The organism is Paenibacillus sp. J5, assembly GCF_054955055.1.
Map to the genome: position 1 here is coordinate 176,088 of NZ_JBUEDD010000002.1, position 15,450 is coordinate 191,537.

Annotated in this window: 9 protein-coding genes; all 9 read left to right on the forward strand. The window is 56.0% G+C overall.

The genetic code is table 11. The features are described 5' to 3' along the window. From ACY1JZ_RS03480 to ACY1JZ_RS03520, 9 genes are read left to right on the forward strand one after another with little or no spacing between them, the layout of a single operon-like run. On the forward strand, nucleotides 1-1,044 hold the full coding sequence (locus ACY1JZ_RS03480; protein WP_462628087.1) for an HAD-IIIC family phosphatase: 1,044 nt from the start codon (nucleotides 1-3) through the stop codon (nucleotides 1,042-1,044). Nucleotides 1,045-1,058: 14 nt separating this feature from the next. Further along, entirely contained in the window at nucleotides 1,059-1,319 is a 261-nt protein-coding gene (locus tag ACY1JZ_RS03485) for an acyl carrier protein (protein ID WP_270171072.1), read from the forward strand. Further along, entirely contained in the window at nucleotides 1,316-2,476 is a 1,161-nt protein-coding gene (locus tag ACY1JZ_RS03490; RefSeq protein WP_462628088.1) for an acyl-CoA dehydrogenase family protein, read from the forward strand. The genes ACY1JZ_RS03485 and ACY1JZ_RS03490 overlap by 4 nt, the downstream gene beginning before the upstream one ends. Before the next feature lie 41 nt (nucleotides 2,477-2,517). Continuing rightward, on the forward strand, nucleotides 2,518-3,783 hold the full coding sequence (locus ACY1JZ_RS03495) for an ACP S-malonyltransferase (protein ID WP_462628089.1): 1,266 nt from the start codon (nucleotides 2,518-2,520) through the stop codon (nucleotides 3,781-3,783). Then, the gene (locus ACY1JZ_RS03500; RefSeq protein ID WP_462628090.1) at nucleotides 3,768-4,640 is read left to right on the forward strand and encodes a 3-hydroxyacyl-CoA dehydrogenase family protein; all 873 of its coding nucleotides are present in this window, start codon (nucleotides 3,768-3,770) and stop codon (nucleotides 4,638-4,640) included. Before ACY1JZ_RS03495 ends, ACY1JZ_RS03500 begins: the two co-directional genes overlap by 16 nt. Further along, a complete protein-coding gene (locus tag ACY1JZ_RS03505) occupies nucleotides 4,637-4,891 on the forward strand; it encodes an acyl carrier protein (RefSeq protein ID WP_462628091.1) in 255 nt (84 codons plus the stop codon). Before ACY1JZ_RS03500 ends, ACY1JZ_RS03505 begins: the two co-directional genes overlap by 4 nt. A 1-nt stretch (nucleotide 4,892) precedes the next feature. After that, nucleotides 4,893-6,077: an acyl-CoA dehydrogenase family protein gene (locus ACY1JZ_RS03510; protein ID WP_270171067.1), complete on the forward strand. Its 1,185-nt coding sequence runs from the start codon at nucleotides 4,893-4,895 to the stop codon at nucleotides 6,075-6,077. Continuing rightward, the gene (locus ACY1JZ_RS03515) at nucleotides 6,074-7,594 is read left to right on the forward strand and encodes a non-ribosomal peptide synthetase (RefSeq protein ID WP_462628092.1); all 1,521 of its coding nucleotides are present in this window, start codon (nucleotides 6,074-6,076) and stop codon (nucleotides 7,592-7,594) included. Before ACY1JZ_RS03510 ends, ACY1JZ_RS03515 begins: the two co-directional genes overlap by 4 nt. Before the next feature lie 27 nt (nucleotides 7,595-7,621). Beyond that, the gene (locus tag ACY1JZ_RS03520; RefSeq protein ID WP_462628093.1) at nucleotides 7,622-15,421 is read left to right on the forward strand and encodes a non-ribosomal peptide synthetase; all 7,800 of its coding nucleotides are present in this window, start codon (nucleotides 7,622-7,624) and stop codon (nucleotides 15,419-15,421) included. Nucleotides 15,422-15,450 lie beyond the last annotated feature (29 nt).

Consider the following 15,450-nt stretch of genomic DNA (forward strand, 5'->3'; position numbering starts at 1 on the left):
ATGGGTGTGGAAATCAAGTGTGTGGTATGGGATCTTGACCATACGCTATGGGATGAAGTGCTGCTGGAAACGTCGGAGGTATCCCTAAAGCCGGGCATACGCGAGATCATACAGGAGCTGGATCGACGGGGCATCCTGCAATCGATTGCGAGCAAGAACGACTATGCTGCGGCCATGTCGAAGCTGAAGGAATTCGGGCTGGATGACTATTTTCTGTACCCGGAGATCCACTGGCATGCGAAATCCTACTCCATCACCAATATTCAGCAGAGACTGAATATTGGACTGAATACCTTTCTGTTCGTCGACGATCAGTTATTTGAATTAGAGGAAGTGCAGAGTGTGCATCCCGATGTCTGGTGTCTGGAGGCTAAGGAGCTGTCTGCCCTGCTCGATCACCCGCGGTTGAACCCGCAGGTGGTCACGGAGGAGACCGGCAGACGACGGCAGTTGTACAAGCTCGATGAGCAACGCAACCGGGCCGAGGAGTCGCACACTGGCCCGAAAGAGGAATTTATGGCGTCTCTTCAGATGAAGTTTATGATTACAGAGGCATGCGAGGGAGACCTGCAGCGAATGCAGGAGCTTACGGTCCGAACCAATCAGCTCAATTCAACCGGAATCACATACAGCTATGAGGAATTGAAGCGACTCTCGGAGCTGGACGAATATAAGCTGTTGGTATGTGAACTGACAGACCGATTCGGGTCATACGGCAAGATTGGCTTGGCGTTAGTCGAGGTCGATGCAACCGCATACCATCTGAAGCTGTTATTAATGTCATGCCGTGTCATGTCCAGAGGCGTGGGGACGGTATTGCTGACGTATCTGATTCAGCGTGCAAGGGAGGAAGGGAAACGGCTGCTCGCAGACTTCAAGGAAACGGACAAAAATCGCCTGATGTATGTGACCTATCGCTTTGCCGGATTCAGAGAAATCAAGAAGCAGGATCGACATCTATTACTGGAGCATGACGCTCAGGAGGCAGTGGGATACCCGCCATCCATCAAGGTGATTACACCGCAATACACTATTAATTCCTAGAGAGAAGGTGTCCTATGGATCGTTACGAGATCGTGAAGAATTTTATCCAACAGAATCTGATCATCTTTGAGGAGGACGTTGAGATTCAAGCTGATGATAACATCTTTGCCCTCGGGTTTGTGAACTCCCTGTTTGCCATGCAACTACTGCAATTCATCGAACGGGAGTTTGCCATTACAGTGGACAATGAAGATCTGGAGATTGCCAATTTCAGTACGCTCAACAAGATCATCTCACTGATTGACAAGAAAACACAAAGCCGTGTACAGCCATGAGATCAGTGGCAGAAATTATTCAGGAGGCAGAGCGCTTCGCAGACGAGGAATTAAGACCCTATGCCTCCAGCTTCGAGGAGCAGGGTGCGATTCCGACGGAGGTGCTGCGGAGGCTGGCGGAACGGGGGTTCCTGGGCGCCACGCTGCCGTCAGCTTATGGAGGACTGCAGCTCACTCCGGTTGAGTATGGACAGCTTCTGGAGTGTATGGGCAAGGCCTGCAATTCCATCCGCGAACTCATGACGGTTCATACCTCGCTTGTTGGAGAAGCACTGCTGCGCTTTGGAACGGAGGCGCAGAAGGAGCAGTGGCTTCCCAAGCTGGCGGCTGGGCAGGTCCTGGCGTCATTCGCCCTGACTGAGCCGAATGTCGGAAGTGATGCCCGCGCAGTAGAAACGAGCTACCGGCAGGAGGATGGGGGCTATATCTTAAATGGAACAAAAAAATGGATTACATTCGGCGGAATCGCGGATGTCTATCTGGTGCTTGCCTCTCATCATGGCACTACGACAGCCTTCCTGGTGGAGCGCAGCCTAAAGGGAGTATCCGTCAGACCGATGGGCGGCTTACTGGCAGGCAAGGCTTCTCACATGGCCGAGCTGCAACTGGAAAATGTTCGAGTGTCCGCTGGCAACGTGCTGGGACCTGTCGGGGGCGGCTTCGATTATATTGGTTCGACGGCACTGGATCATGGGCGGTACGCGATCGCATGGGGGAGTGTCGCCATTGCACAGGAGGCGCTGGAGACGATGATTAGCTATGCTCGCCATCGCAAGCAAGGCGGCAAGAGCATCTGTGAATATGATGCGATTCAAGCCATTATCGCGGAAGGAATCAGCCAGATTCACGCGGCTCGTTCCTTATGCATCCAGGCGGGGACTATGCGTGCTGCCCATCATGCTCATGCTCTGTCGGAGACGATGATTGCCAAGTATTTTGCCTCGAAGGTAGCTATGAAGGTGGCAACGGATGCGATCCAGGTACTGGGCGCGAATGGCCTCTCCAATCAGTTCCCGGCGGAACGATTGTTTCGAGAGGCCAAGGTTATGGAGATTATCGAGGGCACGACCCAGGTGTTGCAGCCGATGATAGCCATGCATGGATTGCGTGCTTATTACAAGCCTGCTGTGTCTGTACCCAGCGAAAGCTTCGCATAAGCAAGCAGCATGTGAAGCGGGAGTACGAAGGAGACGAGAGGATGAGACATGACTTGATCAACACTGTATTCATGTTCCCGGGCGTTGGCTCGCATTATACGGGGATGGGAGCGTACTTGTATCATCGTTATTCGATGGCGCGTGAAACCTTCGAGGAGGCTAGCGACACATTGCACCTGGATATGACAAGCCTCTGTTTTTCCAAAGATCAGCAGCAGCAGTTGAATCGACTGGAGCACGCTCAAGCCGCTCTCGTGTGCGTGAGTGTGGCAGCCTATCGGGTCTTCGTTCAAGAGATGGAGTTCGAGCCGAATGCGATGCTCGGGTACTCGCTTGGAGAATACTCAGCGCTCTGCTGTGCCGGGGCAGCGAGCCTCAGCGATACACTGCAATTAGTCTATCAGCGGGGCGCTATCGTGAGCCGGCAAGCTGCGGCTATAGACGGCACGATGGCTTGGGTCACCAATCTGGAGGCCACAGTAGTAGAGGAGACTTGCCGGGAAATGAGTACGACTGCTGACCCGGTCTATCTCTCCGCCTACGACACCCCGTATAAAACCTCCATCTCCGGCTCGCATCGCATGATTCGGGCAGTCGGTGAAGCGCTGGTTGAACGCGGTGGAATTGTAATTCCGATCCAGATGAGCGGGCCGTTCCACTCGCCATGGATGCAGCCTGCAGCCGATGAATTCAAGCCCCTTGTCCACTCTGTAGCGCTCCGTCCCCCCCGTATTCCGGTCATCGCGAACTGGAACGGTCGGCCATACGGCGATCAGGTGGAGGAGGTCGCGACGAATCTGGTGCTGCAATTAGTCAACCCCGTTCACTGGCATTCCTCTGCCGAGTATGCGCTGCAGCGGGGGATGAGGGTTGCGGTCGAGATCGGGCCCAAAAATGTGCTGCAATACTTAATGAAAAGCTTGTCCCCCACGCTGAGAACGTTCACCTTTGATAAGGAAAAGGATGTGCTGGAGGCGAGTCGAGGGCTGCTCGTTCAGGACAGCGACTACCTCTCCATTATGGCTCGATGTCTGACTGCTGTGGTCGCTGTAAAAAACCGCAATACCAGTCGTGAAGAGTATGCCAGGTATGTCATGGAGCCATATCGGCAGATCGAGGCCCGTTACGAAGCTCTACGGGCCGCTGAGGAGATTCCACTATACGAGGATGCTGTAGCAGCGATCGATATGCTGAAGCTGGCACTGGAGACGAAGCGAGTGCCGGTGCAGGAAGGAAACCATCGAATGCAGCAGGCACTCGATTACAAGCGATTGAAACGAGGTGAACGACAATGTATACAAAAGTAGGCATTATCGGCGCAGGTACGATGGGAATTGGAATTACAGTCGATCTGCTGCTGCATGGCATCCAGACCGTTCTTGTGGACATCTCCGAGCAGGCGCTGGAGAAGGCGAAGCGAGAGATCGTCCAGACCGCTCGATTCGCTCCATTGCTCAATAAGGCGCTGCCTGTCGTATCCGAGGAGCAGGTATGCTCTCTCGTTATCGCAACGACGGATATGAAGCACGTTGAGGACTGTGAGTTCATTGTAGAGAACATTCCGGAGCAATGGGCTTTGAAGGAGCCGCTGTATCGGCAGTTGGACAGCCTATGCCGACCGGATGTCGTCTTTGGCGTCAATACCTCTGCGATTTCGATTACGAAGGTAGCGGGTGTGACACATAGACCGGACAAGGTGATCGGTATGCATTTCATGAATCCGGTGTACTTGAAGCCTTCGATCGAGGTTATCCGGGGCTATCATACGTCCGAGCGAACGGTGAACGAGGCAGAAGCCTTGTTAGCACAGCTCGATAAAGACGCGATTGTAGTCAATGATTTGACTGGCTTTGTCTCGAACCGCATCTCCCATTTATTTATGAATGAAGCTGCATTTGTGGTGGCGGATGGTGTGGCTACTGCCAAGCAGGTGGATGAGATATTCAAAAAATGCTTTGGACATAAGATGGGACCGCTGGAAACAGCCGATCTGATCGGGTTGGATACCGTGATGGACTCGCTGAATGTATTATACCAGGAATATCAGGACCCCAAATTTCGTTGCAGCCCTTATCTGAAAAAGATGGTAGAAGCCGGAAGACTCGGACGCAAGGTGGGAGCAGGGTTTTATGACTACACGAAGCAAAGGGGGAATGAAGCATGAACGATGTGAAGCAGCTAGAGGAGCGTGTGCATCACTATATTGCCGAGCATGTGGATGTGCCTGAGCTGGATTACGATGTGGAAATTTTCGAAGAGGGACTGGTGAACTCGCTCTTTGCCATCCAACTGATGACGTTTCTGGAGAAGACCTTTCAGATCAAGGTGACGATGGATGACCTCGATATGAATAATTATAAGTCGGTCGCTGCGATCACCAATTTTGTGCGCAACAAGCTGAGGGAAGGTGTCTAATATGAGAGCCTTGCTTGCACCGTGGCAGCAGGAGAAGTATAGCGAATTCACCGCCTTCGTTCAGCGTGAGGTAGAGCCTTACGCCAACCAGTGGGACATTGAGCAGCGCCTGAGCCCGGACATCATCCGACAGTGTGCGGAGCGAGGATATTTCGGCGGCACACTTCCCGCGTCTTATGACGGGCATGGCTGGGATTATGTGACCTATGGCTTGTTCAATGAAGCGATTGGACGGGGAAGCGTCTCATTATCCGGCTTGTTTAATGTGCATACGATGGTGGCTGAATCCATACTCAAATGGGGGACGGAGGAGCAGAAGGCGGCCTGGCTGCCGCGTCTGGCGAGCGGTCAAGCGATTGCGGCGCTCGCACTGACCGAGCCTGGCGCTGGCTCCGACCTGCAGATGATGGGGACAGAATTCCGCCTGGAGGGCGATCATTTCATTGTGAATGGCCGCAAAAAATGGATCACCTTCGGCGGTCTGGCCGACGTGCTGCTCGTCTTCGGCAAGCTAAGCGGCACGCAGCCTGTCGCTTGTCTCGTGGAGCGCAATCGTCCTGGGCTTACCATCCATCCGATTCGAGACATGCTTGGATTCAAGGCTTCTCAGCTCGCAACCATTGAACTGGACGAATGCCGTATCCCCTATAGCAACATGCTGGGCAGACCCGGCTTTGCGCTGTCGCATATCGCGCCTTATGCCCTGGAATATGGGCGCATCTCGATTGCATGGGCTGCACTCGGGCTGCTGCGCGGCTGCCTGGAGACTTGCGGAGAGCAAGCGATGGATCGCCATTCGTTCGGAATGCCTCTCATTGATCATGGCATGATCTCGCATATGATCGCGGATATGGGCGTGGACCTAGAGGCGGCAGGGCATCTGTGCTTGCATGCTTGCCAGGCGAAGGATGAGCATTCTGCGGAAGCCACGGAGAAGATTATGATCGCCAAATATTTTGCTTCGCGCGCAGGAGCGCGCCATTCGGCAAATGCCGTGCAAATTATGGGCGCCTCCGGCTGCAATGACCAGCTTTCCGTCTCGCGGTATTACCGCGACTCCAAAACGATGGAAATCGTCGAAGGCAGCAATCAGATTCACCAGTTGCTGTTAGGGAAGGGCTTCGCGCAGAGAGCGAAGCATCTTGCACGCCGCCAAGCCCGTACCAGCGAGGAGCAGTTGATATGAGCTATGCTGCTCTGCATCATGGGTTTGAGGCTCAGGTGGAACAGAGGCCCGATGCCATCGCCGTCACATGCGGCTCATCAATGATGACCTATCGCGAGCTGAATGAGAAGGCGAACCAGCTTGCCTTCCGTCTTCGCTCTGCGGGCGTGAAGCCGGATACGGTTGTCGGCATCATGCTGGAGCGGTCGCTCGACATGATGGTTGCTGTGTTCGGGGTCTTGAAGTCTGGTGGAGCGTATCTGCCCCTCTCCCCGCAGCATCCCGACAGCAGAGTACGCTATATGCTGGAGAACAGCCAGGCACGGCTGCTGCTGACCGCGAGGCGCTATGCGGACAAGCTGAGCTATCCTTCCATCATGGTGGATGACCCGGAAGTGTATCGTGGAGATGTCCATAACCCCGAGCATGTGAACGCCCCGGGCGATCTCGTCTATGTCATCTATACCTCGGGCTCGACGGGCCGTCCTAAGGGCGTGATGATCGAGCATCACTCTCTAGTTAACCGAATTCAATGGATGCAAAAGGCCTACCCCATCGGCCAGGGCGATGTTCTATTGCAGAAGACGCCCTTCACATTTGATGTATCCGTATGGGAGCTCCTCTGGTGGTCTGTAGCCGGTGCGTCCGTACATCTGCTGCCCCCCGCAATGGAGAAATTCCCGCAGGCCATCCTGGAGGCAGTGGAGACGAACAAGGTGACGATGATTCATTTTGTGCCGTCGATGCTTGGCGCCTTTCTGAATTATGTAGACGGCGCTCAGGAGCAATACCGATTGCGCTCGCTAACACATGTGTTTGCCAGCGGGGAGGCGCTGCTGGGGGGACAGGTGGAGCTTTTTTACCGCGTATTATCGGAGCCATGGCAGCCACAGTTGACGAATCTGTACGGGCCGACGGAAGCGACCATTGATGTCTCGTATTATGATTGCTCGCCGGATTCCCCAGTCAGCGGGATCGTCCCTATCGGCCAAGCGATCGACGGTATTGAGCTGATGATCATCGGGGACAACGGAACAGGTCTGGCTCAAGGTGAGATCGGGGAATTGTATATCGCAGGCGCAGGCGTAGCACGCGGATATGCCAATCAGCCCGAGCTGACGGAGGAACGGTTCATTCCCCATCCCGATCAGCCAGGAGTAAGAATGTACAGGACAGGCGATCTGGCCAGTTGGGGCGTGAGCGGCAATCTGGATTACCATGGGCGAACGGATCACCAGGTCAAAATACGCGGACTACGCATTGAACTCGGCGAGGTGGAGGCTGGTATCCTGTCCTACAGCGGCGTCGAGCAGTGTGCCGTGGCGGTGACTGAGGAATCCGAAGCATTGGTGAAGCTCGTCGCCTACATCGTTGTACGTGAAGGCTTCGACCTGAGGCAGCTACGCAGTCACTGCAAAGGCATCCTGCCAGATTACATGCTTCCAGGATCATATGTCGTGCTGCCGCAGTTGCCCGTTACAGAAAATGGGAAGATAGACCGCAAGTCGTTGTCCGTAGGCCAAACCGTCAATGGTTAATGGAAATAGGATGGGGGGTGTCGCGCGATGGATCGCCAGATGAAATTGAGAAAGGAAGACATTGAAGACGTACTTGCATTAACACCGCTGCAGGAAGGGATGCTGTTTCACTATCTAAATCATCCGTCATCCACGATATATCATGAAGAGCTGAGCTTGCGGCTAGCCGGACAGATTACCGCCTCGCACATACAAGAGGCATGGCAGCAGGTGATTCGCGCCAACGAGATGCTGCGCGCCGTATTCCGGTGGGAAGGCGTCCACAATCCCGTTCAACTCATCTTGCGGGAAAGCAATTTCAAGCTGCACATTACAGAAGGGAAGCGAACAGAGCTTACTCCTTTTGACCTGCGCTTCGTTCCCTTCGCTGTGGAGCTATGCCGGGGTACGGATCATTCGTTCGATATGATTATGCGATTTCATCATATTTTGCTGGACGGATGGAGCATGGGGATCGTGCTGCGTGAATTCATGACAGCCTATCGCATGATCGTATCAGGAGAGGCTCTGCACCTGCCGAAGAAAACGGCCTTCTCCGTCTATATTCGCCATATGCAACAGCAGGATGCTAAGAAGCAGGAGCTGTACTGGAGAAGCTATCTGAGCCAGATGCCCGATCCCACACCGCTGCCCATAAAAACCCGGGCATCCGAGCGCAACCGGGCGCTGACTCATTCCATAGCGCTCGATCATGCCCTGCAGCAGGCGTTACAGGGGCTGGCACATCATAACGGCGTGACACTCGCAGCGGTATTCTACGCAGCATGGGGGCTGCTCCTTCAGCGATATACCGATTCGGAGGAAGCGCTCTTCGGTACTACCGTCTCGGGACGATCCATGCCGATCGTCGGTATCCAAGAGATGGTCGGCTTGCTGATTAATACGTTGCCGCTAAGGGTGCGAAGGACGGAAGGCCAGACAGTAAGCATGCTTCTCCGGGAACTATTCCAGACGCTGCAGGATCGAGCTGACTACGAGAGCAGCTCCCTCGTTGACATCCAGCATTATGGGGGGAGAGAGCGCGGGCAGCCCTTCTTCGATACGCTGGTCGTTGTAGAGAACTATCCGCTGGAGCGCGCACTAATGATGGGGGAACAGTCTCCTCTTGCTATTCAGTCGTATGCCATGCGTGAAATGACGGATTACGATCTCACCGTCTCGATCGAATGCTTCGATCAGGTGACCCTACATTTCTCCTGGCCAGAGGGGCTGATCGATCGGGAAGCCATCTCTCGCTGCGGGGGGCATCTTGTTCAGCTCTTGCAGGAGATGGCTGCCAAGCCCCAGGAGAGCCTGGACAAGCTGTCCCTGCTGACGCAGGAGGAGGAAGGTCGCCTCTTACATCCATCCATCATTGCCCAGGCAGAGGGGGTTCCTTCATGTATTCATCATCGATTTGAGGAGCAGGTGCGCCGAACACCGGATCAGATCGCTCTGCGCTTCCAGGACGGATCGCTATCCTATAAGGAGCTGGACGAGCGTGCGAATCAATTAGCCCATGTATTGCGTGCGAAGGGGATTGGCCCGGATAAGGTTGTAGCCGTCTGCACGGAGCGTTCGCCGGAGATGATCGTGGCTCTATATGCCATCTTAAAGGCAGGCGGAGCCTATATGCCGATCATGCCGAATATGCCGCAGGAGCGAGCACGATATATGCTCAAGGATAGCGGGGCAAAGCTGATGCTATGCCAGGCACAGCTTGCCCGCTTGTACAGCGAGCTGGATGAGGTGGATACGATTGCACTGAATGATCCGCTCATCCTCATGCAGAGCAGACAGGCGCTGAAGGAGACGGGTTCTCCGAACCAACTGGCCTATGTTCTCTATACCTCCGGCTCCACCGGGGAGCCGAAAGGCGTGATGATCGAGCATCACTCGGTTCTCAACCGGATTCATTGGATGCAACAGGCGTATCCTCTTTCGACGGAGGACGTCATTATGCACAAAACACCCATAAGCTTTGATGTATCCGTCTGGGAGTTGTTCTGGTGGTCCTTCTACGGGGCATCGTGCTGCCTGCTTCCTCATGGGGAAGAGGGAGACCCCTATGCCCTGTTGCAATCCATACAGCAATACGGGGTAACGACGATGCATGTTGTTCCCTCGATGCTTCAGGTCTTCCTGGAGGTCGTGGAGGAGGGGGGAGCGGCAGCGCAGCTTGCAAGCTTGAGGCAGGTTTTTGCAAGTGGGGAGGCGCTCAGCCGCAGCCATGTTCATGCCTTCAAGCACCGGGTAGGCGAGCACGTTGCCCTGATCAACTTGTACGGCCCGACAGAGGCTACGGTGGATGTGACGCACTATCGGTGCGAGCAGGCTGACGACCAGGCTCCTGTCCCAATCGGCAAGCCTATCGATAATATTCAGTGCTATGTGTTATCCCGGCACATGATGCTGCAGCCTGTCGGAATTCCTGGACAGCTTGCCATCGCAGGCGCCGGGCTGGCAAGGGGCTACCTCCATCGTCCCGAACTGACCGAGGCAGCATTCGTGTACAACCCGCATGTTCCAGGGGAGCGCATCTATCTGACAGGAGATCGCGTGAGATGGCTTGCAGACGGTAACCTGGAATATCTGGGACGCGAGGATCATCAAGTCAAACTACGCGGCTATCGGATCGAGCTGGGGGAGATCGAGGAGACCCTTCGCCGCATGAGCGGCATCAAGGATGCGGTCGTGCTTGCATCAGGGGATACCTCCGAAGATCGCCAGCTTGTCGCTTACATCGTAGCCGCAGGCGAGCCGGATACATCGGAGCTACAGCAGAAGCTGCTACAGGTATTGCCGGACTACATGGTTCCCGCCCAGTATATTCGGTTGGATTCGATTCCGGTTACATCGCATGGCAAGGCAGACAAGAAGGCGCTGCTGCTGATGAAGCCTGTGCGTAAGCCGCCTGCGCTTGAAGTCAAGCCAGGCAACGATGTGGAGCAGCGAATACGGGCGATATGGCAGAATGTCTTGAAGGTGCAGCAGGTGGGGCTGCATGATAACTTTTTTGAGCTTGGCGGCAATTCGCTCAAGATGGTGCGGCTGTTCGGGCAGTTAAAGGGCGCGTTCTCCAAGGAGCTGACCATGACGACCTTATTCCGCTACCCGACCGTGTCGGCCTTGGCAGGCTACTATCAGGATACGGCCCCGCGTGTAGAGCCGGAACGTCCGCAGCAGCCGACAGGCAGCAAAGATGTCGCGGTCATCGGCATGGCTGTCCGCTTTCCGGGAGCAAGAGACATTAACGAGTTCTGGGACAATTTGAAGGAAGGCGTGGAATCGATTCATTTCTTTTCGGATGATGAGTTGAGGCAGAGCGGCATCCCGGAGGAGCTGATTCAGCACAAACGCTATGTGAAAGCCAAGGGGTACGTGGAGAATGCAGCGCATTTTGATGCCCCTTTCTTTGAGTATCATGAGCAGGAAGCGGCGATGATGGACCCGCAGATTCGTCTGCTGCATGAATGCGCCTGGGAAGCGCTGGAGCATGCCGGCTATTCCGTGGAGAACGGGGCAGACATCGGCCTGTATGTCGGGGGCTCATCCAATTACCCATGGCTCAGGCATATTACCCAGCAGCCGTCCAATGCGATCGACCAATTTACATTGATGCTGCTCAATGAGAAGGATTTTTACAGCACGCGCCTGTCGTATAAGCTGAATCTGACAGGGCCAAGCATGACCGTGCAGTCCGCCTGCTCCACCTCGCTTGTTGCTATTTCGCAAGCCTATCAGGATATTGTGAGCGGACAATGCATGATGGCGCTGGCCGGGGGCGTCAGCATTACCTATCCCCTACAGGGCGGCTACCTGTACGAGGAGGGAATGATTCTGTCCCCGGACGGACATTGCCGGGCCTTTGATGCGAAGGCCAGCGGTACGGTGGCCGGGAACGGGGTCGGGATGGTGGTGCTGAAACGGCTGGAGGAGGCTGTGCGGGACCGCGACCCGATCTGGGCTGTCATCAAGGGGGCGGCGGTCAACAATGATGGCATCCACAAGGCCGGGTTTACCGCGCCTGGAGTCGAGGGACAAGTGTCGGTTATCCGCCGCGCCCAGCAGATGGCCGGGCTGGGGCCGGAGGAGATCAGCTACATCGAAACGCATGGCACCGGTACGCCGCTAGGCGACCCGATCGAGGTTGAAGCATTGGCGCTTGCATTTGGCGAGCAGCAGCCAGGAAGCTGTGCGATCGGCTCCGTGAAGACGAATATCGGCCATCTGGACGCTGCGGCGGGGGTAGCGGGCTTTGTGAAGACCGTACTTGCGCTCTATCACCGCAAGCTGCCGCCCAGCCTGCACTATGAGCAGCCGAATCCCAAGATCAGCTTCGGGCAGACGCCCTTCTATGTCAACACCGAGCTTGCGGACTGGAAGGCTCCCGTGCGGCGAGCAGGGGTCAGCTCCTTCGGGATGGGCGGAACGAACGCCCATGTGCTGCTCGAGGAGCCTCCGTCTCCGCCCGTCTCGTCAGCCTCCAGGCCGTGGAGCATCGTGTCCGTGTCCGCCAAGACGGAGAGGGCGCTTGAACGGGCGACTCGCAGGCTGGCGAATGAACTGACACAGCATCCTGATGTGATAGTAGCCGATGTCGCCTATACACTGCATGTAGGACGACGGGCGTTCAACCACCGCAGAGTAGTGGTTGCCACGAGTGCGAGTGATGCCGCAGAGCAGTTGAGTCGTGCGCTTGAGGGCGCGAGCGGGACAAGCTCGCGCCAGACGGGAACAGCAGTCCCCCTCCCGCGGGTAACCTTCATGTTCACCGGTCAAGGGTCACAGCACATCCAGATGACGCGGGATTTGTACGCGAACGAACCGATGTACAGGGAGGAGCTGGATCGCTGCCTTTCAGTGCTGCAGCCGCTGATGGGGATGGACGTGCGGCGAGTGCTGTTCCCCGAGAAGGAAGAGGAGCAGGCCGCAGCGGAAATGCTCAACCGGACAGACATCACCCAGCCCTTGCTGTTCAGCACCGAATACGCGCTTGCCCGCCTGCTCATGAGCTGGGGCGTGCAACCGTATCAGATGATCGGACACAGCATCGGCGAATATGTGGCTGCCTGCCTGGCAGGGGTATTCACCCTGGAGGATGCGCTCAAGCTTGTGGTGACCCGCGGCCGGCTCATGCAGTCTACGCCAGGCGGTGCCATGCTCAGTGTCGGGCTGCCGGAATCGGAAGTGCGCGCGCTTCTCTCTGACGAGGTATCCTTAGCGGCAGTGAACAGTCCCGCCCATGCTGTCATCTCGGGCACGACCGATGCGATCAGCCGCCTGGAGCGGCAGTTGGCCGATAGGGGAGTGAAGACGACACGGCTGCGAACATCTCATGCGTTCCACTCGCATAGTATGGATGCCATACTCGGTGAATTCGAGGCAGCGGCGGCTCAGATTCGGATGAGTCCTCCGGCTATTCCCTATATCTCCAACCTGACCGGGACATGGATTACTGGCGAGCAGGTGCTATCGCCGTCGTACTGGAGCCAGCATCTGCGCAGTACGGTTGCATTTTCCGCAGGATTGGATGTGCTGCTCCAGACAGGGCAGTCCATCCTGATTGAGATGGGGCCCGGAAAAGTATTAAGCACCTTCGCACAAAGCCATCCTGCCAAAGAGCAGGCGCTTCTCATTGCAAGCGCGCTGCGACATCCGTTGGAGCAGCGATCGGATATGGAGCATCTGTATCGCACCGTGGGACAGCTATGGGTTAACGGGGTGAGGGTGGACTGGGAGGCCTTCTATGCCTCAGAGCAGAGAAGACGGCTGCCACTGCCCGCGTATCCGTTCGAGCCGCATTCTATGCAGGTATGGAAGGGGCATCCCGCCCAGGCGGCGGCTAACGCCTCTGTTGCCTCCATGGGGGAGAATCTCGAAAAACAGGCCGACCTGGCGGATTGGTTCTATGTTCCCGCATGGGAGCGGCATTCGCTCCCGCAGTATCCGCAGTCATCCGTACACACGACCGCGGATCAAGGCGTCTTGTGGGTCTATGTAGACAGCGGCCGCAAAATGACAGCATTAAGTGAGCGGCTGGAGCTAGAGGGATACCAGGTCATTCGCATCTATGCAGGGGACAGCTATACCAAGCATAGTCCATCCTCCTTCGCGATCGATCCAGGGGAACCGGAGCATTACGAGGCGCTTGTATCGGAGCTTGTGCGGCAGCAGTTGCTGCCACGCAAAATTATTCATGCATGGAGTATGAAGGAGGGCGCAGAGCGCGCCTTGTCCATCGAGGAGGCAAGCCTGACACTGGATAAAGGCTATTACAGCCTGCTCTACACCGCACAAGCCTTAGGCAAAAGACCGCTGGGCACAGCGATCGAGATCCTTGCACTGAGCAATAACATGCAAGAGATTATCGGCCACGAGGCGCATCATCCTGAGCAGGCTGCCCTGCTGGGCTTCTCCAAAATCTGCGGCCTGGAGTTCACTGGCCTGCGCTGTCGCAGCATAGATATGGATTGGACGACTTATTCACAACAGGGAGAGTGGGTCGAGCAGCTCGTTCATGAATGTCAAGCCGAGGGATCAGAGCATGTCGTTGCCTACCGGGGGCGTTATCGCTGGATTCAGAGGTTCCAGCCGTGTCGCCTGGAGAATAGGCCGTATCCGGCAAGCCGTCTGCGGCATCAAGGCGTGTATGTCATCACCGGAGGATTAGGCGGGATCGGCTTCGCGCTTGCTCAGCATCTCGCCCGTTCTGTTCAGGCCAGGCTCGTATTGACCGGTCGCTCCGCTTTCCCTGAGCGGGGCGAGTGGGAGCGGTGGCTACACTCTAATTCGGAGCAAGACCGAACGAGCCATGCCATTCGCGGCATCCTGGAGATGGAGGAGCACGGTGCTGAGGTGATGCTCATCCAGGCGGATGCTGCCGATATGCAGGAGATGGCTCGTGGTCTGGAGATGGCGCGGCTGCGCTTTGGACCGATCCATGGGGTCATTCACGCGGCGGGGGTGGCCGATTATCTGGGCATCATGCAGTACCGCACCAAGGCGCAAAATGATCACGTGCTGGCTCCTAAGATAGCCGGAACCTTGATTCTGGATCAACTGCTGCAGCAACAGCAAGCGCCGATCGATTTTCTGGTGCTGTGCTCGTCGATTGGAAATATCGCTGCCTATCAAAAGTTCGGCCAGAGCGGCTACAATGCGGCCAATGAGTTTCTTGACGCCTTCGCATTCTATAAGAACGCCCGAGAGGGCGTATACACGATATCCATCAACTGGCCGGATTGGAAGGAGGCGGGCATGTCTGTCGAGTCAGCGCCGCGATGGGCCAAGCAGTTGAATACCGAGGTGGAGACGATTCTGGAAGACGGTCTGTCGACAGCAGAAGGCGTAGAGGTGTTCCAACGCATCCTGGAGTCGCCCTATCCGCAAGTGATCGTGTCCCCTCAGCAGCTTGGGGTCAAGCTTGAGTATGGCGCGAAGCGCTTCCGCAAGCTGCTCGAACAAGAGCATGCGACTCCGACCGCGCCGCAGCAGCGCGACCAAGCAACAGAGTACACGGCTCCGGCAAGCGAGCTGGAGCGGACGCTATGCGAGGTATGGCAGCGAACATTTGGCATGGAGCAGGTAGGGGTACATGACAACTTCTTTGATCTGGGCGCCAGCTCTCTCGATCTCATCCGGTTCAACGCCAAGCTGAAGGAGCACTATGAATGGGAGATTCCTCTGGTCAGTCTCTATGAGCATTCCACGATATATGCGCTGGCGCAATTTTGGGATCGGCAGCAGCGTGCGAAGCCGCTGGAGGCTCCGCGTAAGGAAGAAGAGCTGAATAAAGCAAGGTCGGTCATGAAGAATACGATCTCGATAATCGGGAAGCGGACGTAGTGACTTAGTGGGCAAAGGAGGGGAGAAAG

Coding starts and splice junctions, on each gene's coding strand:
- ACY1JZ_RS03480 (WP_462628087.1), top strand. CDS start 1: ATGGGTGTGGAAATCAAGTGTGTGGTATGGGATCTTGACCATACGCTA.
- ACY1JZ_RS03485 (WP_270171072.1), top strand. CDS start 1,059: ATGGATCGTTACGAGATCGTGAAGAATTTTATCCAACAGAATCTGATC.
- ACY1JZ_RS03490 (WP_462628088.1), top strand. CDS start 1,316: ATGAGATCAGTGGCAGAAATTATTCAGGAGGCAGAGCGCTTCGCAGAC.
- ACY1JZ_RS03495 (WP_462628089.1), top strand. CDS start 2,518: ATGAGACATGACTTGATCAACACTGTATTCATGTTCCCGGGCGTTGGC.
- ACY1JZ_RS03500 (WP_462628090.1), top strand. CDS start 3,768: ATGTATACAAAAGTAGGCATTATCGGCGCAGGTACGATGGGAATTGGA.
- ACY1JZ_RS03505 (WP_462628091.1), top strand. CDS start 4,637: ATGAACGATGTGAAGCAGCTAGAGGAGCGTGTGCATCACTATATTGCC.
- ACY1JZ_RS03510 (WP_270171067.1), top strand. CDS start 4,893: ATGAGAGCCTTGCTTGCACCGTGGCAGCAGGAGAAGTATAGCGAATTC.
- ACY1JZ_RS03515 (WP_462628092.1), top strand. CDS start 6,074: ATGAGCTATGCTGCTCTGCATCATGGGTTTGAGGCTCAGGTGGAACAG.
- ACY1JZ_RS03520 (WP_462628093.1), top strand. CDS start 7,622: ATGGATCGCCAGATGAAATTGAGAAAGGAAGACATTGAAGACGTACTT.